Raw genomic sequence first — 20,839 nt, 5'->3', positions numbered from 1 at the left:
ATGATCCGCCGCCTGCACGACACCAATGACCTGGTGCGCGCCTTCCCGCGCGTGCACTTCGTCGGCATCGGTGGCACCGGCATGAGCGGCATCGCCGAAGTGATGCTGACGCTGGGCTATGAAGTGTCCGGCTCGGACAACGCCGACAACGCCGCCACCCGCCGCCTGGCCGGGCTGGGCGCGCGCGTGATGCGCGGCCATTCGGCCGCCAACGTGCTGGGTACCGACTGCGTGGTGGTGTCCAGCGCGATCCGCGACGACAACCCGGAACTGATGGAAGCGCGCAGCCAGCGCATTCCGATCATGCCGCGCGCGGCCATGCTGGCCGAGCTGATGCGTTTCCGCCGCGGCATCGCGGTGGCCGGCACCCACGGCAAGACCACCACCACCAGCCTGACCGCCGCGGTGCTGAGCGAAGGCGGGCTGGACCCGACCTTCGTGATCGGGGGCCAGCTGCTCGCCGCCGGCGCCAACGCCAAGCTGGGCAGTGGCCAGTGGCTGGTGGCCGAAGCCGACGAAAGCGATGGCAGCTTCCTGCGCCTGAACCCGCTGGTGTCGGTGATCACCAATATCGATGCGGACCACCTGGAGAACTACGGCAACGACTTCTCCCGCGTGCAGGCCGCCTTCGCCGAATTCCTGCAGCGCCTGCCGTTCTACGGCCTGGCGGTGCTGTGCATCGACGACCCGGAAGTGGCCGCACTGGCCGCGCAGACCCCGCGCCATGTGATGAGCTACGGCATGAGCAGCCATGCGGACGTGCGCGCCGAGGATGTGGTCCAGGACGGCCCGCGCATGCGCTTCACCCTGCGCCTGCCCGAAGGCAGCAGCTACCCGGTCACCTTGGCGCTGCCGGGTGCGCACAACGTGCTCAATGCGTTGGCCGCCGCTGCGGTGGGCTGGCAGCTGGGCGTGGCCCCGGATGCGATCGCGCGTGCGCTGGAAAGCTTTGCCGGCATCGGCCGCCGCTTCAACGACCTGGGCATCGTCACCACCCGCACCGGTGCCAAGGTGCGCGTGATCGACGACTACGGCCACCACCCGCGTGAACTGGCTGCGGTGTTCGCCGCCGCACGCGGTGGCTGGCCGTCGCAGCGCCTGGTGGTGGCGTTCCAGCCGCACCGCTACAGCCGTACCCGTGACCAGTTCGATGCGTTCGCCGCGGTGCTGTCCGAAGTGGACGCACTGGTGCTGAGCGAGGTCTACCCGGCCGGTGAAGCGCCGATTCCCGGTGCCGATTCGCGCTCGCTGGCCCGTGCCATCCGTGCGCGTGGCCGCAGCGAGCCGGTCGTGGTCGGCCAGGCGTCGGAACTGCAGCACGTGCTGCCCGACGTGCTGCAGGACGGCGACCTGCTGTTGATGATGGGGGCGGGCGACATCGGCCACGTTGCCCACCTGGTCGCCACCGATGGCTTCAACGAGGTGCCTGCCGAATGAGCACGCTGACCTTCCCGCCGCTGCGCATCACCGACCCGGCCGTGTTCGGCCGCGTTGCCGTGCTGCTGGGCGGCACCTCCAGCGAACGCGAAGTCTCGCTGGATTCCGGCCGCAACGTCATCGAGGCGCTGCGCGCGCGCGGCGTCAACGCCACCGCGGTGGACGGCATTCCGGCGCTGGCGCTGGCGCTGGTGGAAAAGCGCTTCGACCGCGTCTTCAACATCCTGCACGGCCACAACGGTGGCGGTGAGGACGGCATCGTGCAGGGGCTGATGGAAGCCTTCGGCGTGCCGTACACCGGTTCGGACGTGCTCGGCTCGGCGCTGGGCATGGACAAGATCCGCACCAAGCAGGTGTGGCTGTCGCTGGGCCTGCCCACCCCGCAGTACCGGAAGGTGGACAGCACCAATGTGCACGCGCTGGCGGCCGAACTCGGCCTGCCGGTGGTGGTCAAGCCGGCCAACGAAGGCTCCAGCGTCGGCATCAGCCGGGTCACCGACGAGGCCGGCCTGGATGAGGCGGTCGCGCTGGCGGCCCGCTACGACGGCCAGCTGCTGATGGAGCAGATGGTGGTCGGCGACGAGCTCACCGTGGGCATCCTCGGCGACCAGGCGCTGCCGTCGATCCGCATCGTGCCCAAGGGCCAGTGGTACGACTACAACGCCAAGTACATCGCCGAAGACACCCAGTACCTGTGCCCGGGTCTTGAAGGTGACGACGAAGCGGAGATCCGCCGCATTGCGCTGGCCGCGTTCCGCGCCGCTGGCTGCCGTGGCTGGGGCCGCGTCGACGTGATGCGCGACCGCAACAGCGGCGCGTTCTACCTGCTGGAAGTGAACACCGCGCCGGGCATGACCAGCCACTCGCTGGTGCCCAAGGCGGCCGGCCAGGCCGGGATCGGCTTTGAAGAGCTGGTCTGGCGCGTGCTGGAGCAGACGTTGCCGGAAGGTTTCGGCACTTCGGAGGCTGATTACGCATGAACGCGGTGCTGCGCATCTTCGTCTGGTTGCTGGCCCTGTCGCTGGTAGCGCTGCCCGTGGTGGCGGTGCTCAACGGCTGGGTCGGTGCCGAACGCTGGCCGTTGGCCAAGCTGCGCGTGCACGGTGAATTCAAGCGGGTGCCGGCCGAGCAGCTGCAGCAGGTGGTGCTGCCGTATGCGAAGTCCGGCTTCTTCGCAGTGAAGCTGCAGGACGCGCAGGACGCCATCGAAAAGCTGCCGTGGGTGGAAAGCGCGCAGGTGCGCAAGCAGTGGCCCGACGTGCTGGAAATCACCCTGGTCGAGCACAAGCCGTTCGCGCGCTGGGGCAAGGACCGGCTGCTGTCCGAGCAGGGCAAGCTGTTTGCCACCCCGCAGAAGCTGCAGGACCTGGCGCTGCCGGACCTGGATGGCCCGGACACCCAGACCGAAGAAGTAGTGGCGCTGTACAACGACGCACGCGCGCTGTTCGCGCCGGCCGGGGTGGATGTCACCCGGGTCAGCATGGATGCGCGCGGCAGCTGGTCGCTGCAGCTGAGCAACGGCACCGAAGTAGTGGTCGGCCGCGACGATGCGCGCTCGCGCCTGCAGCGCTTCGTGCGCGTGCTGCCGCAGCTGGCCAACCAGCAGGCGCCGATCGAACGCGCCGACCTCCGATATACCAATGGTTTCACGCTGAGCTGGGGTACCCCGGCCGCGGCCGCGCCGGCCAATGTGGCGCACAGGACGCAGGACAGGACATGAATCGCAAGGGTGACAAATCGCTGATCGTCGGGCTCGATATCGGCACCTCCAAGGTGGTGGCGCTGGTCGGCGAGTACTCGCCGGGCAACCCCATCGAGGTGATCGGCATCGGTTCGCATGAGTCGCGCGGGCTCAAGCGCGGCGTGGTGGTGGACATCGAATCGACCGTGCAGTCGATCCAGCGCGCGGTCGAAGAGGCCGAGCTGATGGCCGGCTGCGAGATCCGCTCTGTGTATGCCTCCATTTCCGGCAACCACGTGCAGTGCAAGAACTCGCCCGGGATCGTGCCGATCCGCGACGGCGAAGTGACCTGGGGCGACCTGGACCGCGTGCTCGACGCGGCCAAGGCCGTGGCGATCCCGGCCGACCAGAAGATCCTGCACGCCATCCCCCGCGAATACGTGCTGGACGATTCGCAGGAAGGCATCCGCAACCCGGTCGGCATGACCGGCGTGCGCCTGGAGGTGCATGCGCACCTGGTGGTGTGCGCGCAGTCGGCCGCGGCCAACATCAGCAAGTGCGTGCAGCGCTGCGGCCTGCAGGTGGACGACCTGGTGCTGTCCTCGCTGGCCTCCAGCGTGGCCGTGCTGACCGCCGACGAGCGCGAGCTCGGCGTGGTGCTGGTCGACATGGGCGCAGGCACCACCGACCTGGCCGTGTTCGTGCAGGGCGCGATCTGCCACACCGCCTCGCTGCCGATCGCCGGCGACCACGTCACCAACGACATCGCGCACATGCTGCGCACGCCGACCCCGGAAGCCGAGCAGATCAAGGTGCGCTACGCGTGCGCCCTGGCCCAGCTGGCCACCGCCGAGGAAAGCATCCAGGTGCCCAGCGTCGGCGACCGTCCGCCGCGCCGCATGCCGCGCCACGCACTGGCGCAGGCGGTGCAGGGCCGTTATGAGGAAATCTTCGAGATGGTGCAGGCCGAACTGCGCCGTTCCGGGTTCGAGGAACTGGTGCGCGCCGGCATGGTGCTCACCGGCGGTGCCTCGAAGATGGAAGGCGTGGTCGAACTGGCCGAGGAAATGCTGCAGATGCCGGTACGCGTGGGCATTCCGCAGCACGTGACCGGGCTGGGCGAAGTGGTCGGCAACCCGGTGCACGCCACTGGCGTGGGCCTGCTGTTGATGGGCAGCCAGATCGAACACCCGCGCCGCCCGTCGCTGCCCACCGGGCGCGCGGGCAGCATGTTCAACAAATTGAAAACCTGGTTCCGCGGCGAGTTCTGACGCCGCTGCTTCAAACCGGCTTCGGCCGGCGCATCAAACGGCAACACACAACCCACACAGCCGCAACGGCAACATGCAGCGCGAAGGCAGGACGCCAACACGCCCATGCCAACCAGAAGCGGATATAACGAGGACACGGACATGGCGCATTTCGAACTGATTGAGAAGATGGCACCCAATGCGGTGATCAAGGTGATCGGCGTGGGCGGCGGCGGCGGCAACGCCGTGGCGCACATGGTCAGCACCAGCGTGGACGGCGTGGAATTCATCACCGCCAACACCGACTCGCAGGCCATCAAGAATTGCGGTGCCAAGCTGCAGCTGCAGCTGGGTACCAACGTCACCAAGGGCCTGGGCGCAGGCGCGAATCCGGAAGTGGGCCGCCAGGCCGCGCTGGAAGACCGCGAGCGCATCATGGACGCCCTGCAGGGTGCGGACATGGTGTTCATCACCGCCGGCATGGGCGGTGGCACCGGTACCGGCGCTGCACCGGTGGTGGCACAGCTGGCCAAGGAGATGGGCATCCTGACCGTCGCCGTGGTCACCAAGCCGTTCCCGTTCGAAGGCCGCCGCCGCATGCAGGTCGCGCTGAAGGGCATCGAGGAACTGAGCCAGCACTGCGACTCGCTGATCACCATCCCGAACGAAAAGCTGATCACCGTGCTGGGCCGCAACGCCACCATGATCCAGGCCTTCCGTGCCGCCAACGACGTCCTCCAGGGCGCCGTGCAGGGCATCGCCGACCTGATCGTGCGCCCGGGCCTGATCAACGTCGACTTCGCCGACGTGCGCACCGTCATGTCCGAAATGGGCCTGGCGATGATGGGTACCGGCACCGCCCGTGGCGATGACCGCGCCCAGGCCGCCGCCGAAGCCGCCATCCAGAACCCGCTGCTGGACGATGTGAACCTGGCCGGTGCCAACGGCATCCTGGTCAACATCACCGCCGGCGCCGACTTCACCATGGCCGAGTTCGACGAGATCGGCCGCACCATCGATGGCTTCGCTTCCGAAGACGCCACCGTGGTGGTGGGTACCGTGCTGGATCCGGACATGCAGGACGAAGTCCGCGTGACCGTGGTCGCCACCGGCCTGAACCGTGCCGTGGCCGCCAAGTCCCAGCGTCCGGGCGAGCGCGCGCCGATCAAGCTGGTCCGCAACGCCACCACCGGCCAGCCGGAGTTCGGCGATTTCGACAACGGCGGCGATGCCGTGTCCAAGGCCGTGGGTGGCATGGGCCTGGGCCTGCGTCGTCCGAGCGCCGACACGGTGGCCCCGTCCGCACCGTCGGCCTCGGGTCCGGCCGCGGCCGAGCTGCCCAACGATTACCTGGACATCCCGGCGTTCCTGCGCCGCCAGGCGGACTGAGGAACGCGGCCGGGGTCTTGTCCTCCCCGGTAAGCGCCTCCATGTCCCTTGCTGCCGGGCCAGGATAGGCCCGGCAGTCTGCCGCCCCCGGTTCAGAAAGGAGCGGTGGTAGTGCGTGTTATTCTTGTTTGTCACTGTCGCGCTGACCGCGCGCTTTCCCGGTTGGTCCCCCATGATTCCGCAACGCACCCTCAAGAACACGATCCGCGCCACCGGCGTTGGCCTGCACAGCGGTGACAAGGTCTACATGACCCTGCGCCCGGCACCGGTCAACCATGGCATCGTGTTCCGCCGCGTGGACCTGGACCCGGTGGTGGAAGTGCCGGCCCGTGCCGACCTGGTCACCGAAGTGACCCTGTGCACCGGGCTGACCTGCAACGACGCCAAGATCCAGACCGTCGAACACCTGATGTCGGCCCTGGCCGGCCTGGGTGTGGACAACATCATCGTGGAGCTGTCCTCGGCCGAGCTGCCGATCATGGACGGTTCCTCGGGCCCGTTCGTGTTCCTGCTGCAGTCGGCGGGCATCGCCGAACAGGACGCGCCCAAGCGTTTCATCCGTATCCTCAAGACCGTGGAAGTCACCGAAGGCGACAAGGTCGCCCGCTTCGAGCCCTATGAGGGCTACAAGCTCGGTTTCACGATCCAGTTCGACCACCCGATGATCCCGGCCAAGCAGTCGCGCGCCGAGATCGAGTTCTCCACCGCTGCCTACACCAAGGAAATCTCCCGCGCGCGCACCTTCGGGTTCATGCGTGACCTGGAGTACATGCGCGAGCGCAACCTGGGCCTGGGCGGTTCGATGGACAACGCCATCGTGCTCGACGAATTCCGCGTGCTCAACGACGACGGCCTGCGTTACGCCGACGAGTTCGTGCGCCACAAGATCCTCGACGCGATCGGTGACCTGTACCTGGCCGGCGGCCAGGTGCTGGGCGCCTACGAGGGCTTCAAGTCCGGCCACGCGCTCAACAACAAGCTGGTGCGGGCCCTGCTGGCCGATGCCAGCGCCTGGGAGTGGGTGAGCTACGACGCGCCGAGCAGCGAGGTTCCGGTCGTCTACGGCGTCCCTGCGTACGCATAACCAATTGAAATAATTGGAAAAAGAGCGGCGCCTTGGGCGCCGTTCGGCGTTCTGGGGGGTGTGGGGCGTGTGACGTTGACGTCAATGAACCGTGTACGTACCTGGGTCACGTTTTTGTGAACCCGATCCGATTCTTGGCTGAATTTAACGCAAATTTAATAAAAGACTAACGACTGGACGACCCAGCACGGCTACGATGGCCGCCGGCTCCCCACCAGATTCACGTGATCGTGACGACGGCGGGGAAGGGGCGGGATGCCCCGATGGCTTCAGGACTTGGAGGAATCCACGTCCTTTAGACAGGCCAACGCGTCGCGTAGCCCTTTGTGCGTGGCGGCTGAAACTGCGTGGGGGCCACTCCTGTTGTCGATCGCTGGGGAGCGTGGAGGAGCGGCAGCCGCAGTTTTGACGGTCACCTTAGTGACCTTCAGCCCGATGGACCGGGCCGCGTCGATCAACTGAGCCTCGGCAAGCCGTACTTTGGCGTGCCAGACAGGGGATTCGACGAGAAAAACGAGGTGTTCGCCGTTCACATTCGCCAACCGGCAACGGGTGGCCAGGGTGGGCGGCAAATGGGGGCGCAACTGACGGTCCAGCGCATCGAGCCACAGGGCACGACGCAGCGGATTGCCAGCTTTGTCACCCATGACTGCATCCAGCGCCGGCTTCGGCGTTGACGCAGGACGGGCACTGGATTTCGGCTCAGACATGAAAACTCACTGATGGCATTCAAAAAGATCGTAATCAAAACGCGTGAAGGACAGGCCAAGACGCCGCTGGCGCGTTTGCGTTTCTACTTCGAGGACAGGCCCCGCGCCCTGCTGGGCAGCGTACTCGGGCTGGGCTGCCTGATCGGCTTCGGTGCCGGTCTGGGTGGCAGCATGTTCAACGATTCCCGGCTCCACGCCAAGGTCGCCCAGCAGGAACGCGACCTGGCGCAGGCCCGCAAGGACGCCCAGACCCAGGTCAACGCCCTGGCTGCCCGCATGGGCGAGCTGCAGGCGCAGGCGACCCGGCTCAACGCGCTGGGCGAACGGCTCACCCAGATGGGCAAGCTGGAAGACGGCGAGTTCGACTTCAACGAGACCCCCGGCCTCGGTGAAGGCGAGCCTGGCCCGACCCAGGACATCCCGGTCAGCGCGGTCAACGCCGACTTACAGGTGCTGGAGCAGCGCTTCGCTGCTTCAGGCCGCCAGTTGTCGGTGATGGAATCGCTGATGTTCGACCACCAGCTGGAGCAGGACGCCGTGCCGGGTCGCATGCCGATCCGCAACAGCTACATCACCTCCAGCTTTGGTGGTCGCAACGACCCGTTCGGTCGCGGTCGCGGCAACCACAAGGGCATCGACTTCCATGCCAAGGTCGGCGACCCGGTCATGGCCGTGGCCGATGGCGTGGTCAGCTTCGCCGGCGTGAAGGGCGGCTACGGCAACGTGGTCGACGTGGACCATGGCAACGGCTATGTGACCCGCTATGCGCACAATTCGCGCCTGGTGGTGAAGCCGGGCGACCTGGTGCGGGCCGGCCAGGAAGTGGCCAAGGCCGGTTCCACGGGCCGTTCCACCGGTGCCCACGTGCACTTCGAGGTCTGGGAACGCGGCCAGGTGGTCAACCCGCGCAAGTTCCTGGGCGATGGCGGCAACACCCCGGTCGGGCGGGTTTCCCGCGGCTGAGGGCGCCATCTGGCGGATCGCGGGCGCTTGAAACCAAGTGCCCTCGTCCCAAGCTACAATGGGTGTTGCCATAGACAGGGCGCGATGCGCCCTGTTTCGTTTGCGGCGGGCGGCTCCCGAGGGAGCGTCGCCGTTGGGGCGTCTCATTCCAACCGGTTCCTTCAATGATCAACAGCCTGCTTACCCGCGTCTTTGGCAGTCGTAACGAACGCCAGCTGCGCCAGCTCAACCGCATCGTCGCCAAGATCAATGCGTTGGAGCCGGACATCGAAAAGCTCTCCGACGAGCAGCTCAAGGCCAAGACCCCGGAGTTCAAGCAGCGCATCGCCGACGGTGAAGCCCTGGACAAGGTGCTCCCGGAAGCCTTCGCGGTCTGCCGTGAAGCCAGCCGCCGCGTGCTCGGCATGCGCCACTACGACGTCCAGCTGATCGGCGGCATGGTCCTGCACCTGGGCAAGATCGCCGAAATGCGCACCGGTGAAGGCAAGACCCTGGTGGCCACGCTGCCGGTGTACCTGAACGCGCTGGAAGGCAAGGGCGTCCACGTGGTCACCGTGAACGACTACCTGGCCCGCCGCGACTCGGCGCAGATGGGCAAGCTGTACAACTGGCTGGGCATGAGCGTCGGCGTGGTCTACCCGGGCATGCCGCACAGCGACAAGCGCGAGGCCTATGCCAGCGACATCACCTACGGCACCAACAACGAATTCGGCTTCGACTACCTGCGCGACAACATGGCGCTGTCGCGGGCCGACCGTTACCAGCGTGGCCTGCACTACGCCATCGTCGACGAAGTCGACTCGATCCTGATCGACGAAGCGCGTACCCCGCTCATCATCTCCGGCCCGGCCGACGATTCCCCGGAGCTGTACATCCGCGTAAACCGCGTGGTGCCCAGCCTGATCCGCCAGGAAGCCGAAGAAGGCGAGGGCGATTTCTGGGTCGACGAGAAGGGCAAGCAGGTGCACCTGTCCGAAGCGGGCATGGAGCACGCCGAGCAGCTGCTGGTCGAGGCCGGCATCCTCAGCGCCGAAACCGAAGGCCTGTACGCGGCGCAGAACCTCACCGTGGTCCACCACCTCAATGCCGCCCTGCGCGCGCATGCCATCTACCAGCGCGACGTCGATTACATCGTGCGTGATGGCGAAGTGGTGATCGTGGACGAATTCACCGGCCGTACCCTGGCCGGCCGCCGCTGGTCCGATGGGCTGCACCAGGCGGTGGAAGCGAAGGAAGGCGTGCCGGTCCAGCGCGAGAACCAGACCCTGGCGAGCATCACCTTCCAGAACCTGTTCCGCATGTACAAGAAGCTGTCCGGCATGACCGGTACGGCCGACACCGAAGCCTACGAATTCCAGAGCATCTACGGCCTGGAAGTGGTGGTGATCCCGACCAACCGCCCGACCATCCGCAAGGACTCGCCGGACCAGGTGTTCCTCAACCGCAACGGCAAGTTCAACGCCGTGCTGGCCGACATCCAGGAGTGCAACAAGCGCGGCCAGCCCGTGCTGGTGGGCACCACCTCGATCGAAACCTCGGAAATGCTGTCCGAGCACCTGCGCAAGGCCGGCGTGCACCACGAAGTGCTCAACGCCAAGCAGCATGACCGCGAAGCGACCATCATCGCCAACGCCGGCATGCCCGGTGCGGTGACCATCGCCACCAACATGGCCGGCCGTGGTACCGACATCGTGCTGGGCGGTTCGCACGAAGCGGAGCTGCACGAGCTGGGCGAAGACGCCAGCGCCGAACAGCGCGCCAAGGTCAAGGCCGACTGGCAGGTCCGCCACGACCAGGTCAAGGCCGCCGGCGGCCTGCACATCGTGGGCACCGAACGCCACGAATCGCGCCGTATCGACAACCAGCTGCGTGGCCGTTCCGGCCGCCAGGGTGACCCGGGTTCGTCCCGCTTCTACCTGTCGCTGGAAGACAACCTGATGCGCATCTTCGCCTCGGACTGGGTCCAGAAGGCGATGCGCATGATGGGCATGAAGGAAGACGACGTCATCGAAGACCGCCTGGTCAGCCGCCAGATCGAAAAGGCGCAGCGCAAGGTGGAAGCGCACAACTTCGACATCCGCAAGAACCTGCTGGACTTCGACGACGTCAACAACGACCAGCGCAAGGTGATCTACGCCCAGCGCGATGAGCTGCTGGACGCCGAGTCGGTGAAGGACAACGTGGACGGCATCCGTGGCGATGTGATCTACGACATCGTGGCCCGCTTCGTGCCGCCGAACTCGATCGACGAACAGTGGGACCTGCCGGGCCTGGAGGCCACCCTGGCCTCCGACCTGGGCGTGCAGATGGACGTCACCGGGCTGGTCAAGGAACACGAAGAGCTCGACGCCGAAGCCATCGCCAACAAGGTGCAGGCCCGCGTGGACGAGCACTTCGAGCAGAAGGAAACCGGCGTCGGCGAAGAGACCATGCGCGCGCTGGAGAAGCACGTCATGCTCACCGTGCTCGACCAGAGCTGGAAGGAGCACCTGGCCCGCATGGATTACCTGCGCCAGGGCATCTACCTGCGCGGTTACGCGCAGAAGCAGCCCAAGCAGGAATACAAGAAGGAAGCCTTCGAGCTGTTCTCGGAAATGCTGGAGAACGTCAAGCGCGAAGTGGTGACCCTGCTGGCGCGCGTGCGCATCCGCAGCGAAGAAGAAGTGGCGGCGCTGGAAGCGGCCGAACGCCAGCAGGCCGAAGCGCGCCTGCTGCAGTCGCAGTTCCAGCACCAGAACGTGGGCGGCTACGGCGCCGACGAAGAGGCAGCGGAAGTGGAAGCCCAGCGCAACGGCGTCGGCCAGGTCACCCGCGAAGAGCCCAAGGTCGGCCGCAACGACCCGTGCCCCTGCGGCAGTGGCAAGAAGTACAAGCACTGCCACGGCCAGCTGAGCTGATCAGAAAAACCCCGCGAAAGCGGGGTTTTTTTTGATCTTTGTCTGCACGGCGCGAATGCTTGTGGGCGTCGTTCTGTGACCGATGTCCCCAAAGGGAACCTTTCAGAGAAACCTGACACAGATGCGTGGCGCATCCCCACGCGAGTGTCAGATGCGACCCACGAGTGGAATCGCGACAGCACGTTAACGTGTTCAGCGCTGTCGCGAATGCATTGCATTCGGGGCAGGCTCGACGCGCATTGCGCTCCGCAGGCTGCGGCAGCGTCGCGTTTCCCCTGAGTCGCCATCCATGGAGTTTCATGAACAGGATCTATCGCCTGGTGTTCAACCGCACCACCGGCCTGATGCAGGTCGCATCCGAACTCGCCACGTCCCCCTCTTCCCCGTCTCCGGCCACCGACAACCGTCGCCGGCGTTCGCCGCTGAGCGCTGCCATGCTGGTTGCGCTGGGCCTGTCGGCCGCCTCGCTGCCCACCGCCTTCGCGGCGGTGTATGACTTCGATGCGAGCGAGACCGTCACCGACAGTCGCGCCTACGTCGACGGTTTCCGCGTTGGCCCTAACGGCCCGGTGCTGGTGGAGCTGCGCGATGGCGCCAAGTTCACCTCCAATGGCCTGGTCTCGCTGGGCACGCTTGCCGGCAGCAATGGCGAGCTGCATATCTGGGGACCGACCTCGTCGCTCACCGTCAACAGCGCCGTCGTGCGCGTGGGTGAAGCAGGCAGCGGCGCGCTGCGGCTGTACGATGGCGCAAAGGCCACCCTGGGCTCGACGCTGTCGTTCGGCTATGCGGCCGGTTCCAGCGGCATCGGCCAGGTCGATGGCACCGACGCACTGCTCACCGCCCGCCAGATCCTGGTCGGTCGCGAAGGCAATGGCATGCTGAGCATCCGCAATGGTGCCCGCGTGGAGACCACGCTGCAGGCACCGCCTATCGGCAATTCGTTTGGCCTGAGCGTGGGTACCGAGGTCGGGAGCACGGGCACCATCAACGTCACCAGTGGCGGCCAGCTGCTGGTCACCGGCAATGACCTGCGCGTCGGTGAGGGCGGTACCGGCGCGCTGTTCATCAACAACGGTGGCGTGACCGCCGGGCGCGACGTGCTCATCGGTGCTGCCGCCAGTGGCAAGGGCGAAGTCATTGTCCGCAACAGCGGCACCTTGGCGTCGCAGCTGGTCAGCGTGGGTGAAGCACAGAAGGCCAGCGGCTCGCTGCTGGTGACCGGCGCAGGTTCGACGGTCACCACCGATACCCTGCGGGTGTCGGGCAACGGCGACGGCCTGCTGCGCATCGAAGATGGCGCGCTGGTTGCCGTGACCGGCAACGTGACCGCTGAAGACAACCAAGGCCTGCCGAGCACCGCCGCTCGCACCGGCCGCATTGAAGTGTCCGGCGCCGGCTCGGTGCTGAGCGGCGACCGGATCATCGCCAGCACCCAGCTGCTGGTGGAGAAGGGCGGCCAGATCCAGTCCAACACCGCGCGCATCCGCGACTCGCTCAGCGCTACCGGTACCGCCACCCTTACCGGAGCCGGCAGCCGCTGGACCAACCAGGGCGAGCTGGACATCCGCACCGGCGTGGACGTGCTGGACGGTGCGGTGATCGGCACCGACACGCTGCTGGTGTCCGGCGGCGCCAACACGATGACCTTCAAGATCGGTGCGGTGGATGAGCAGGTCCGCGTCAGCGGCGCGGGCTCGGCCATTGAGGCCACCGGCGACGTCACGGTGGGCAGCCACCTGGTCGGCGAACCGTTCGGCATCCTCAACGTGGCCAACGGCGGCCGTGTTGTCGCCGGCGGGGACCTCAAGCTGGGCACCCTGGGCTTTGTCGTGGTGGGCGGCGGGCTGGATACCTGGTCGGTCGCCGACGGCGCCCCTAAGTGGGCGGCGGCCGAAGCGGCCGGCGAACTGGGCGCGGCCGACATCGTCATGGAGGGTGCGCTCAGCGCGCTGGTGTTCAACCACACCGGTGACATCAGCCTGGCCAACACCGTCAGCAGTGCCAATGGCACCACCGGCGGCGTGACCAGCGTGGCCGGCACCACCACGTTGACCGGCGACCTGGCCGACTTCGGGGGCAAGGTCACGGTCAACGGCGGCACGCTGCGCATCGATGGCGACATGTACACCGGGCGCAGCTATACCGGCACCAGCCAGGCTGCTGCACAGCAGATCGAGGTCACCGGCGGCACCCTGGTGCTCAACGGCAACTCCGGCTTCGACCAGACCATCAACTACGGCAGCAGCACCGGCGTGGTGCGCAGCTCGAACGTGATGGTGCGCAATGGCGGCGTGCTCGCCGGCAACGCGACCGTGGGCACCACCCAGGTGTTCAATGGCGGCGTGCTGTCGCCGGGTGATGCCGGCATCGGCACGCTCACCATCAACGGTGACCTGTACATCAATGCCGCGGGCGCGACGCCCGAAAGCGTGGCCGACAAGGCCTTCTACGACGTGGACCTGCTTGGCAACGGCCAGTCCGACCGGGTTGCCGTCACCGGCAAGGCCTACATCGGCCATGGCGTCGGCATCGCCGGCACCACCGGTGCCACCGGCGTGCGCGTGACCGGGCTGGACCCGAATGCCAGCTACCAGAACGGCCAGACCTACGCGATCCTCGACGTGGCCGGCGGCATCAATGGCGGCTTCGACGATGTGATCTCGCGCTCGGCCTTCATCACCCCCACCCTGACCCAGACTGGCAACCAGGTCGTGCTGACCATCGCGGTCAACACGCCGGTGACCCCGGTGGATCCGGTCGACCCGGGTACCCCGGTGGATCCGGGCACGCCCGTCGATCCGGGCACCCCGGTGGACCCCGGCACGCCGGTGGATCCGGGCTTCCCCGGCACGCCGGGCGTGACCCCGCCGATCGTGTTTGGTGCGGTCGCCGTCACCGGCAACCAGCGCGCCACCGCCGCGGCGCTGGATTCGCTGCAGCAGTCCGGCGATGCACTGGCCCTGTACAACGGCCTGCTGATGCTGGACGAGGCCGGTGCGCTGGTGGCCTTCGATGACCTCGGCGGCGAACTGCACGCCAGCAACCGTGCGCTGCTGCTGGACGACCGTTTCCTGCGTGAAGGCATCTCCCAGCGCCTGCGCCCGACGCCGGACACCAAGCTCAACGGCTCCTCGGTGTGGGTGGCCGGCAGCGGCGCCTCCAAGCGCCAGGACAGCGACGGCACCGCCTCGCGCACCCAGGAAACCCGCCAGGGCCTGATGGTGGGCTACGACTGGACCTTCGGCGACCGCTGGACCGTCGGTGTGGCCGGTGGCCCGGAATCGCTGCGCCAGCAGATCCGCGACCGCAACGCGATCACCGAGGTCGACGCGGTACACGGTGGCCTGTACGCCGGTTTCCGTGGCGAGCAGGCCTGGGTCAACGGCGGCGCCAGCTATGCCGACTACGAGCTGGACACCCGTCGCGCGCTGGGGGCCGGCACGTCCTGGGAACAGAACCTGGACAGCCGTCATGACGCCCATTCGGTGCAGGCCTTTGCGGAAGGCGGTTGGGACATCCAGCTCAGTGCGCTGACCCTGAGCCCGTACCTGGCCGTGGCCTACACCCGCCTGTCGAGCGAGGCCGCCACTGAAACCGGCGGCACCGCAGCGTTGTCGGTGGCGTCCAGCAAGGACGAGGTCTGGACCACCACCGCCGGCATCCGCGCCGCGTGGGACATCAGCGGTGGCCAGACCGACGGCGCCCGCCTGGAGGCCGGCCTGGCCTGGCAGAACGCCGCCGGCGAACTGCGTGCCGACTCGCGCAACCGCTTCGTGGCCGGCAGTGACAGCTTCACCGTCAGCGGCCTGCCGCTGGCGCGCAATGTGGGCATCGCCGAACTGGGCGTGTCGCTGAACACCTCCGACAACAGCCGCCTGTCGATGTTCGCGCAGGGCCGTGCCGGTGATGGCCAGCGTGAAGTGGGGGCCCAGCTGAACTGGAGCGTGGCGTTCTGATCGAACCCGCCTCCTGAACCACCCGAAGGGCCCCGCAAGGGGCCCTTCGTCTGTCCGGCATTGCGCATGCCCGGGCCGATTGGGCATTCTGGCCGCATGCCATCCCCCAAACGATCGATCCACGTCGTGGCCGGCGTCATCACCGACGCCCGCGGCCGCATCCTGCTCAACCGCCGTACCGAGAACCGCGACATGGCCGGCCTGTGGGAATTCCCCGGCGGCAAGCGCGAGGAGGGCGAGAGCTCCGAGCAGGCGCTGGTGCGCGAACTGCGCGAGGAGCTGGGGATCGAGGCCGAGGTCGGCGACTGGATCATGGACGTCCCGCAGCTCTATCCGGACAAGCACCTGCGCCTGGAAGTGCGGCACATCCGCAGCTGGAAGGGCTCACCGCGCGGCCGCGAAGGCCAGGCCATCACCTGGGTGGCGCCGGACAAGCTGTCGCGTTATTCGATGCCGCCGGCGGACCTGCCGGTGGTGGCCGCGCTGCGCCACCCGGACCGCTACCTGATCACCCCCGAGCCGGATACCGACGAGGACGCCGCGCACCAGGACTGGTATGCACGCCTGGCGCGTGCGCTGGAGGCCGGCGTGCGCCGCGTGCAGCTGCGCACCCCGACCAGCCCGGCCCGCATCGCCCTGGCCGAACAGGCCGTGGCCCGGCACCGCAGCGGGGTGCAGTGGCTGCTCAACCGCGATATCGAACTGGCGCGCCGGCTCGGCGTGGGCGTGCACCTGGGCGGCGAACAGCTGCTGCAGCTGGAGGCGCGGCCATTGCCGGCCGACCAGCTGGTGGCCGCGTCCTGTCACGACCTGGCCCAGCTGCAGGCCGCGCAACGGCTGGGCTGCGACTTCGCCGTGCTCGGCCCGGTCCAGGCCACCGACAGCCACCCCGGCAGCCCGCCGATGGGCTGGGACACCTTTGAAACCCTGCGCGCGCAGGTCTCGCTGCCGCTCTACGCGCTGGGCGGCCTGCACCCGGACGACATCACCCAGGCGCGCCGCCACGGCGCGCAGGGCATCGCCGCCATCCGCGCGTTGTGGCCTACAGCGTGATCCAGAAACACCCGTACTGACGGCGCAGTCCGAACACGGTACGCGCCGGCGTGGCCGTCGTACCGAGCGTCTGCTCCAGCCGCAGCCCGATCGGCCGCGGCCGGCTGGCCGGCGGCGCGGCCCCTTCCACTGCCTCGACCAGGGTCGCGTTCGGGTCGACCGGCAGCGGCGGCGGTGCGGCAACCTCCGGGTACACCGGCGCGATGTCCAGCAGGGGCCGCTGCACCACCGATTCCAGCCGCCCGATGATCTGGTTGGCGGTGGCATCGGACACGTTGCCCCACAGGTAGATCGACGAGAGCCGGTTGACGTCCTGCAGGCTCACCGCATCGCGGATCTGCCCGGTCAGCTCGCTCAACCGGCGCGCGCAGCCGGCGCGGTAGATGCCGGTATTGCCGACCGAGTCACCGCGCGGCGGCATCCGCGCCGTCGCGCCCAGCGCATCGCAGCTGCGGTCGGTGAACACCGTTTCGCCCTGCGCGTTGGTACAACGGTTCACGCGCTGCGCCTGTGCCTGCGCCCACGGGGCCCAGCACAGCATGCACAGCGACAGCAGCAACGGAACGACCGGTCTCATCGCAGCAGGGTAGCGGGACGCGCGTTATCTGCAAGCAGTGGCGTGCGCGATGTTCAGCGGCCCAGCAGCCTCAATACCTGGGTGGTGGGCTTGGCCAGGTTGAGGGTGTAGAAATGCAGGCCCGGTGCGCCGCCGGCCACCAGCCGCTCGCACAGCTGGGCCACCACCTCGGCACCGAAGGCGCGCACCGAATCGGCGTCGTCGCCATAGGCCTGCATGCGCTTGCCGATCCAGCGCGGGATCTCGGCACCGCACTGTTCGGAAAAACGACGCAGCTGGCTGAAGTTGGAGATCGGCATGATGCCCGGCACGATCGGCACCTGCACGCCCAGCTTGCGCACCGCGTCGACGAAGTGGAAATAGGCGTCGGCATTGAAGAAGTATTGGGTGATGGCCGCATCGGCGCCTGCGTCGATCTTGGCCTTGAAGTACTTCAGGTCGCGCAGCGCGTCGTCGGATTGCGGGTGCGTTTCCGGGTAGGCGCCGACCTCGATGTGGAAGGCATCGCCGTGTTCGGCGCGGATGAAGGCGATCAGTTCCGACGCATAGCGCAGGTCGCCGGGGTGGCCCATGCCCGAAGGCAGGTCGCCCCGCAGCGCCACGATGCGCTTGCAGCCGATGGCCCGGTACAGCTTGAGCAGCTCACGGATCTCCTCGCGGCTGCCGCCCACGCAGGACAGGTGCGGCGCGGCCTCGAAGCCGTGGTGCTGCTTGAGGTGGCGCACCGTTTCGGAGGTGTAGCTCAGGGTGGAGCCGCCGGCGCCGAAGGTGCAGGACACGTACTCCGGCGCGTACGCCTTGAGCTTGGCCGCGGTCCGGTCGAGCTGGGCACGCTGGTCGTCGGTCTTGGGCGGGTAGAACTCGAAGCTGAGGGCAGTCATGGGCGGCGGCGGCAGCGGGTGTGGCTCCATCATATCGCTTCATCGCGATGAATGTAAAAGGTGGCGGGCAGGGCATTTACACCCGGGCGGGTAAAGTGGCGTTCCCTATGGAGAGCGCGCATGGACATCCTGATCACCGGCGGCACCGGGTTCATCGGCCAGCGCCTGTGCCAGCGGCTGCTGGCGGCCGGGCACCGGGTCACGGTGCTGACCCGCAGCCCGGGCCGGGCCGGGCAGGCCGGCGTGCAGTACATCGGCGCACTGGGCGATGTGGGCCCGGTCCACGCCGTGGTGAACCTGGCCGGCGAACCGCTGGTGGAAGGCCGTTGGAACCCGGCGCGCAAGCAGGCCATGCTGGCCTCGCGGATCGGCACCACCCAGGCCCTGCTGGACTGGATGCGTGGGTTGCCGACCCGGCCGCAGGTGCTGGTTTCGGGCTCGGCGATCGGCTACTACGGGCCGCGCGATGCCACCCCCTTGGACGAATCGGCTTCGCCCGGGCATGACTTCGCCGCCATGCTGTGCCGGCAGTGGGAGGCCGAAGCGCTGAAGGCCGAAGACCTGGGCGTGCGCACCTGCCTGCTGCGCACCGGCATCGTGCTCGACCGCGAGGGCGGTGCGCTGGCGCGCATGCTGCCGCCGTTCCGGATCGGCGCGGGTGGGCCGATGGGCGATGGCATGCAGTGGATGAGCTGGATCCATCGCGACGACCTGGTGGGGCTGATCCTGTGGCTGCTGGCCGATCCCGAAACGCGTGGCGCCTGCAACGGCACCGCCCCGGCGGCGGTCACCAATGCGGAATTCGCCCGCACCCTGGCGCACGTGCTGAAGCGGCCTGCGTGGGTGCGGACGCCGGCGTTCGCCCTGAAGCTGGCCTTCGGCGAGATGGCGGGCCTGCTGTTGACCGGCCAGAACGTGGTGCCTGCGCGCGCGCTGCAGGAAGGCTATCGGTTCCGGTACCCGACCCTGGAAGCGGCGTTGCGCGCGATCCTCGACTGAGGGCGGTTACCCTGTGCACCTGTCTCCAGCTGCGTGTGCCATGTCGATCGTCCTCACCGAATTCGCCCGTCCCCGTCTGTTCCCGCGCGTGCCGCGCGGCAACACCATCCAGGACTGCAGCGCCGAGCAGTTCCAGGCGCACCTCAACACGCACGCGCCGTTCAAGGTGCTCGATGGCTACGCGCCGTTCTGCAAGCTGTTCGTGTATGAGAACTGGACGTCCACGCGCTGCCTGACGGTGCCGGTCACCGATGCCAACCGCCACCAGCTGCGCAGCGCCTACGAGGCGCGCAACCGCGACGAACTGCCGGTGCTGGTGCGCTGGTTCGAGGGCGTGCAGTCGCCGCGCGCGAACTACCTGGTGGTGATCCTGTACAGCGCCGAGCAGCTGGCCAAGGAAGGCTCGCCGATCGAGGCGGACTGGGGCATCGTCGGCTGCATCTACACCGCCGAGCCGGAAGAAGTGCCGATGGCGCCGATCACCATGATGCGCAATGCGCTGGGGGTGGAAGAGGGCGGCTCGGGCGTGCCGCTGGATCGTGAGGCGTACCAGCGCGCCGTGGCGTATTGGGAAAGCCACGCGAACTGGCGGCCGTAACATTACGGCCGACCAATACCCGCGATCTCCGCTTCGGTCAACGTGATCAGATCGGCCGGCGCCAATGCCACCTCCAACCCGCGCCGGCCGGCGCTGACGTGCATCGCCGGCAGCGCCTGCGCGCTGGCATCGATGAAGGTGCGGTGCTTCTTCTTCTGGCCCAGCGGACTGATCCCGCCGACCAGGTAGCCGGTGGCGCGCTGTGCCGCGTCCACCGCCGCCATTTCGCACTTGCGGCAATTCGCTGCTTCGGCCAATGCCTTCAGATCCAGCGTGCCACTGACCGGCACGATCGCCACCAGCAGCTCGTGCTTTTCGGTACTGGCCAGCAGGGTCTTGAACACCGTTGCGGGGTCGAGCCCCAGCTGCGCCGCCGCTTCGCCGCCATAGGAGGCGGCATTGGCATCATGGTGGTAGGACAGCACGCTGTGTGCGATGCCGTGCTTCTTGAGCAGATTGATGGCCGGGGTCATGGTCATGCAGCTGGCGTGTTCGCACTACCTTAGCGTGGGCGCGACCGCAAAATCTTGACCCGGACTATTGAGGCATGACGGTTCCAGGAAGTGGTCAATCCCGCTGCTGCCGGCAATGGTGCCGCCAGCAGCAGGAATACAACCTCAACCCATGGGCGCGCAATCGACAGAGTCGACTTTCCCGGCCCCGTACTTTGCTTCCGCCTTGGTCTTTGCCAAGCCATCAGCCACGTCACCGTTGCTGGCGGCGACCTTGAAGTAACCCTCCGCGTCGCCCCTGAGCACATTGCCGTCCGCATCATGCACTGCACACCGGTAGTCCTTGGTTGCACCTGTCGCCGAGGTGGATGAAGGCGGAGGCGTCGGATCGGTTGTCGTGGCCGGTGCCGACGTCGCAGTGCTCGATGCTCCTGCCACCGCATCGCACTGGGCCTTGGTCAGCGTGACGCTGTTCTTCTTGTAGCGCGTGGCGGCAGCCAGGGCACCGGCCTCCGCTGCCTTCAGGTCGGCCGCCTTGATGGCGTATTTCCCGTCCGCGTTGCTGCTCGCTTCCGGCTTTCCGCCATCTGCACCGGAAAACACCATGCACCGATAGTCGGCGGCGTGGACGGGGGACATGTAAGCGGCACCGCACAGCACCAGCAGTGCGGGAAGTACGAACTTGATATTCATGGAAATCTCCGGAATGCACCCAGATATTCCCCCGCACGCTGATGATCACGGCGCGGATGTGAGGGCAGGGTGCACTCCGGGTGAAGCCCGGATAACGAAAACGGGCGCCCGAAGGCGCCCGTTGCGTGGGGTAGTGCCAGCCCCTGGCTGGCAACCCTCGCCCATCAGTAGCGGTAATGCTCCGGCTTGAACGGCCCTTCCACCGGCACGCCGATG

General features: G+C 67.5%; 16 protein-coding genes and 1 pseudogene. 12 read left to right on the top strand and 5 right to left on the bottom strand.

Features of this window, described 5'->3' with window-relative positions; translation table 11 throughout:
* The 6 genes and pseudogenes from murC to lpxC all read left to right on the top strand — a co-directional run bounded on the left by murC (position 1) and on the right by lpxC (position 6,841).
* The gene (murC, locus tag QMX79_RS07340) at positions 1-1,437 is read left to right on the top strand and encodes a UDP-N-acetylmuramate--L-alanine ligase (RefSeq protein WP_282245852.1); all 1,437 of its coding nucleotides are present in this window, start codon (positions 1-3) and stop codon (positions 1,435-1,437) included.
* Positions 1,434-2,417, top strand: coding sequence for a D-alanine--D-alanine ligase (locus tag QMX79_RS07335; RefSeq protein ID WP_282245850.1), 984 nt, complete (start codon positions 1,434-1,436; stop codon positions 2,415-2,417). Before murC ends, QMX79_RS07335 begins: the two co-directional genes overlap by 4 nt.
* Positions 2,414-3,091 (top strand): annotated as a pseudogene (locus QMX79_RS07330) (cell division protein FtsQ/DivIB); the annotation flags it as partial. The gene QMX79_RS07335 and the pseudogene QMX79_RS07330, both read left to right, overlap by 4 nt.
* 62 nt (positions 3,092-3,153) lie before the next feature.
* On the top strand, positions 3,154-4,389 hold the full coding sequence (gene ftsA, locus QMX79_RS07325; RefSeq protein ID WP_068849240.1) for a cell division protein FtsA: 1,236 nt from the start codon (positions 3,154-3,156) through the stop codon (positions 4,387-4,389).
* Between the two features lie 141 nt (positions 4,390-4,530).
* Positions 4,531-5,757, top strand: a complete 1,227-nt coding sequence (gene ftsZ, locus QMX79_RS07320) for a cell division protein FtsZ (protein ID WP_068849242.1) — start codon at positions 4,531-4,533, stop codon at positions 5,755-5,757.
* A 172-nt stretch (positions 5,758-5,929) separates the two neighbouring features.
* A complete protein-coding gene (lpxC, locus tag QMX79_RS07315; protein WP_282245844.1) occupies positions 5,930-6,841 on the top strand; it encodes a UDP-3-O-acyl-N-acetylglucosamine deacetylase in 912 nt (303 codons plus the stop codon).
* Positions 6,842-7,110: 269 nt separating this feature from the next.
* On the opposite strand, the gene QMX79_RS07310 is transcribed toward lpxC, so the two are convergent.
* Complete coding sequence (locus QMX79_RS07310) at positions 7,111-7,551, bottom strand: DUF721 domain-containing protein (protein ID WP_282245842.1); 441 nt, start codon at positions 7,549-7,551, stop codon at positions 7,111-7,113.
* A 12-nt stretch (positions 7,552-7,563) separates the two neighbouring features.
* Here QMX79_RS07310 and QMX79_RS07305 point away from each other — a divergent pair, with 12 nt between their 5' ends.
* The 4 genes from QMX79_RS07305 to QMX79_RS07290 all read left to right on the top strand — a co-directional run bounded on the left by QMX79_RS07305 (position 7,564) and on the right by QMX79_RS07290 (position 16,423).
* Entirely contained in the window at positions 7,564-8,514 is a 951-nt protein-coding gene (locus QMX79_RS07305) for a M23 family metallopeptidase (protein WP_068849249.1), read from the top strand.
* A gap of 164 nt (positions 8,515-8,678) precedes the next feature.
* Complete coding sequence (secA, locus tag QMX79_RS07300; RefSeq protein WP_282245834.1) at positions 8,679-11,411, top strand: preprotein translocase subunit SecA; 2,733 nt, start codon at positions 8,679-8,681, stop codon at positions 11,409-11,411.
* Between the two features lie 299 nt (positions 11,412-11,710).
* Entirely contained in the window at positions 11,711-15,370 is a 3,660-nt protein-coding gene (locus tag QMX79_RS07295) for an autotransporter domain-containing protein (RefSeq protein ID WP_282245833.1), read from the top strand.
* A gap of 96 nt (positions 15,371-15,466) precedes the next feature.
* The gene (locus tag QMX79_RS07290; RefSeq protein ID WP_282245831.1) at positions 15,467-16,423 is read left to right on the top strand and encodes a Nudix family hydrolase; all 957 of its coding nucleotides are present in this window, start codon (positions 15,467-15,469) and stop codon (positions 16,421-16,423) included.
* Here the strand turns inward: QMX79_RS07290 and QMX79_RS07285 are convergent.
* Together QMX79_RS07285 and metF are read right to left on the bottom strand one after the other, a co-directional pair.
* Positions 16,413-17,000 carry a DUF4124 domain-containing protein gene (locus tag QMX79_RS07285; RefSeq protein WP_282245829.1) on the bottom strand — a complete coding sequence of 196 codons (588 nt, stop codon included), beginning with the start codon at positions 16,998-17,000 and terminating at the stop codon, positions 16,413-16,415. The two genes, QMX79_RS07290 and QMX79_RS07285, sit on opposite strands and share 11 nt — an antisense overlap.
* 53 nt (positions 17,001-17,053) lie before the next feature.
* Positions 17,054-17,881: a methylenetetrahydrofolate reductase [NAD(P)H] gene (gene metF, locus QMX79_RS07280; protein ID WP_282245827.1), complete on the bottom strand. Its 828-nt coding sequence runs from the start codon at positions 17,879-17,881 to the stop codon at positions 17,054-17,056.
* Positions 17,882-18,001: 120 nt separating this feature from the next.
* Here metF and QMX79_RS07275 point away from each other — a divergent pair, with 120 nt between their 5' ends.
* Together QMX79_RS07275 and QMX79_RS07270 are read left to right on the top strand one after the other, a co-directional pair.
* Positions 18,002-18,880: a TIGR01777 family oxidoreductase gene (locus tag QMX79_RS07275; protein WP_282245825.1), complete on the top strand. Its 879-nt coding sequence runs from the start codon at positions 18,002-18,004 to the stop codon at positions 18,878-18,880.
* Positions 18,881-18,920: 40 nt separating this feature from the next.
* Positions 18,921-19,478, top strand: a complete 558-nt coding sequence (locus QMX79_RS07270; protein WP_282245823.1) for a DUF3228 family protein — start codon at positions 18,921-18,923, stop codon at positions 19,476-19,478.
* 2 nt (positions 19,479-19,480) lie between these two features.
* Here QMX79_RS07270 and ybaK read toward each other — a convergent pair whose 3' ends face one another.
* Complete coding sequence (gene ybaK / locus QMX79_RS07265; RefSeq protein ID WP_282245885.1) at positions 19,481-19,951, bottom strand: Cys-tRNA(Pro) deacylase; 471 nt, start codon at positions 19,949-19,951, stop codon at positions 19,481-19,483.
* Between the two features lie 144 nt (positions 19,952-20,095).
* On the bottom strand, positions 20,096-20,623 hold the full coding sequence (locus tag QMX79_RS07260; RefSeq protein ID WP_282245821.1) for a hypothetical protein: 528 nt from the start codon (positions 20,621-20,623) through the stop codon (positions 20,096-20,098).
* Between the last annotated feature and the right edge of the window lie 216 nt (positions 20,624-20,839).

Origin of the sequence: Stenotrophomonas sp. PS02300, assembly GCF_029959395.1 — a bacterium.
Lineage (GTDB): Bacteria > Pseudomonadota > Gammaproteobacteria > Xanthomonadales > Xanthomonadaceae > Stenotrophomonas > Stenotrophomonas maltophilia_AD.
Note: the sequence above shows the minus strand (reverse complement) of the source record. Positions and strands in the feature narration are given on the sequence as shown.

Bases quoted from the DNA above. Each gene is read 5' to 3' on its own strand.
- metF (WP_282245827.1), bottom strand. From the start codon at position 17,881: ATGACTGCCCTCAGCTTCGAGTTCTACCCGCCCAAGACCGACGACCAG.
- QMX79_RS07295 (WP_282245833.1), top strand. From the start codon at position 11,711: ATGAACAGGATCTATCGCCTGGTGTTCAACCGCACCACCGGCCTGATG.
- QMX79_RS07285 (WP_282245829.1), bottom strand. From the start codon at position 17,000: ATGAGACCGGTCGTTCCGTTGCTGCTGTCGCTGTGCATGCTGTGCTGG.
- ybaK (WP_282245885.1), bottom strand. From the start codon at position 19,951: ATGACCCCGGCCATCAATCTGCTCAAGAAGCACGGCATCGCACACAGC.
- secA (WP_282245834.1), top strand. From the start codon at position 8,679: ATGATCAACAGCCTGCTTACCCGCGTCTTTGGCAGTCGTAACGAACGC.
- ftsZ (WP_068849242.1), top strand. From the start codon at position 4,531: ATGGCGCATTTCGAACTGATTGAGAAGATGGCACCCAATGCGGTGATC.
- murC (WP_282245852.1), top strand. From the start codon at position 1: ATGATCCGCCGCCTGCACGACACCAATGACCTGGTGCGCGCCTTCCCG.
- QMX79_RS07290 (WP_282245831.1), top strand. From the start codon at position 15,467: ATGCCATCCCCCAAACGATCGATCCACGTCGTGGCCGGCGTCATCACC.
- QMX79_RS07305 (WP_068849249.1), top strand. From the start codon at position 7,564: ATGGCATTCAAAAAGATCGTAATCAAAACGCGTGAAGGACAGGCCAAG.
- QMX79_RS07310 (WP_282245842.1), bottom strand. From the start codon at position 7,551: ATGTCTGAGCCGAAATCCAGTGCCCGTCCTGCGTCAACGCCGAAGCCG.
- QMX79_RS07335 (WP_282245850.1), top strand. From the start codon at position 1,434: ATGAGCACGCTGACCTTCCCGCCGCTGCGCATCACCGACCCGGCCGTG.
- QMX79_RS07275 (WP_282245825.1), top strand. From the start codon at position 18,002: ATGGACATCCTGATCACCGGCGGCACCGGGTTCATCGGCCAGCGCCTG.
- lpxC (WP_282245844.1), top strand. From the start codon at position 5,930: ATGATTCCGCAACGCACCCTCAAGAACACGATCCGCGCCACCGGCGTT.
- QMX79_RS07270 (WP_282245823.1), top strand. From the start codon at position 18,921: ATGTCGATCGTCCTCACCGAATTCGCCCGTCCCCGTCTGTTCCCGCGC.
- ftsA (WP_068849240.1), top strand. From the start codon at position 3,154: ATGAATCGCAAGGGTGACAAATCGCTGATCGTCGGGCTCGATATCGGC.
- QMX79_RS07260 (WP_282245821.1), bottom strand. From the start codon at position 20,623: ATGAATATCAAGTTCGTACTTCCCGCACTGCTGGTGCTGTGCGGTGCC.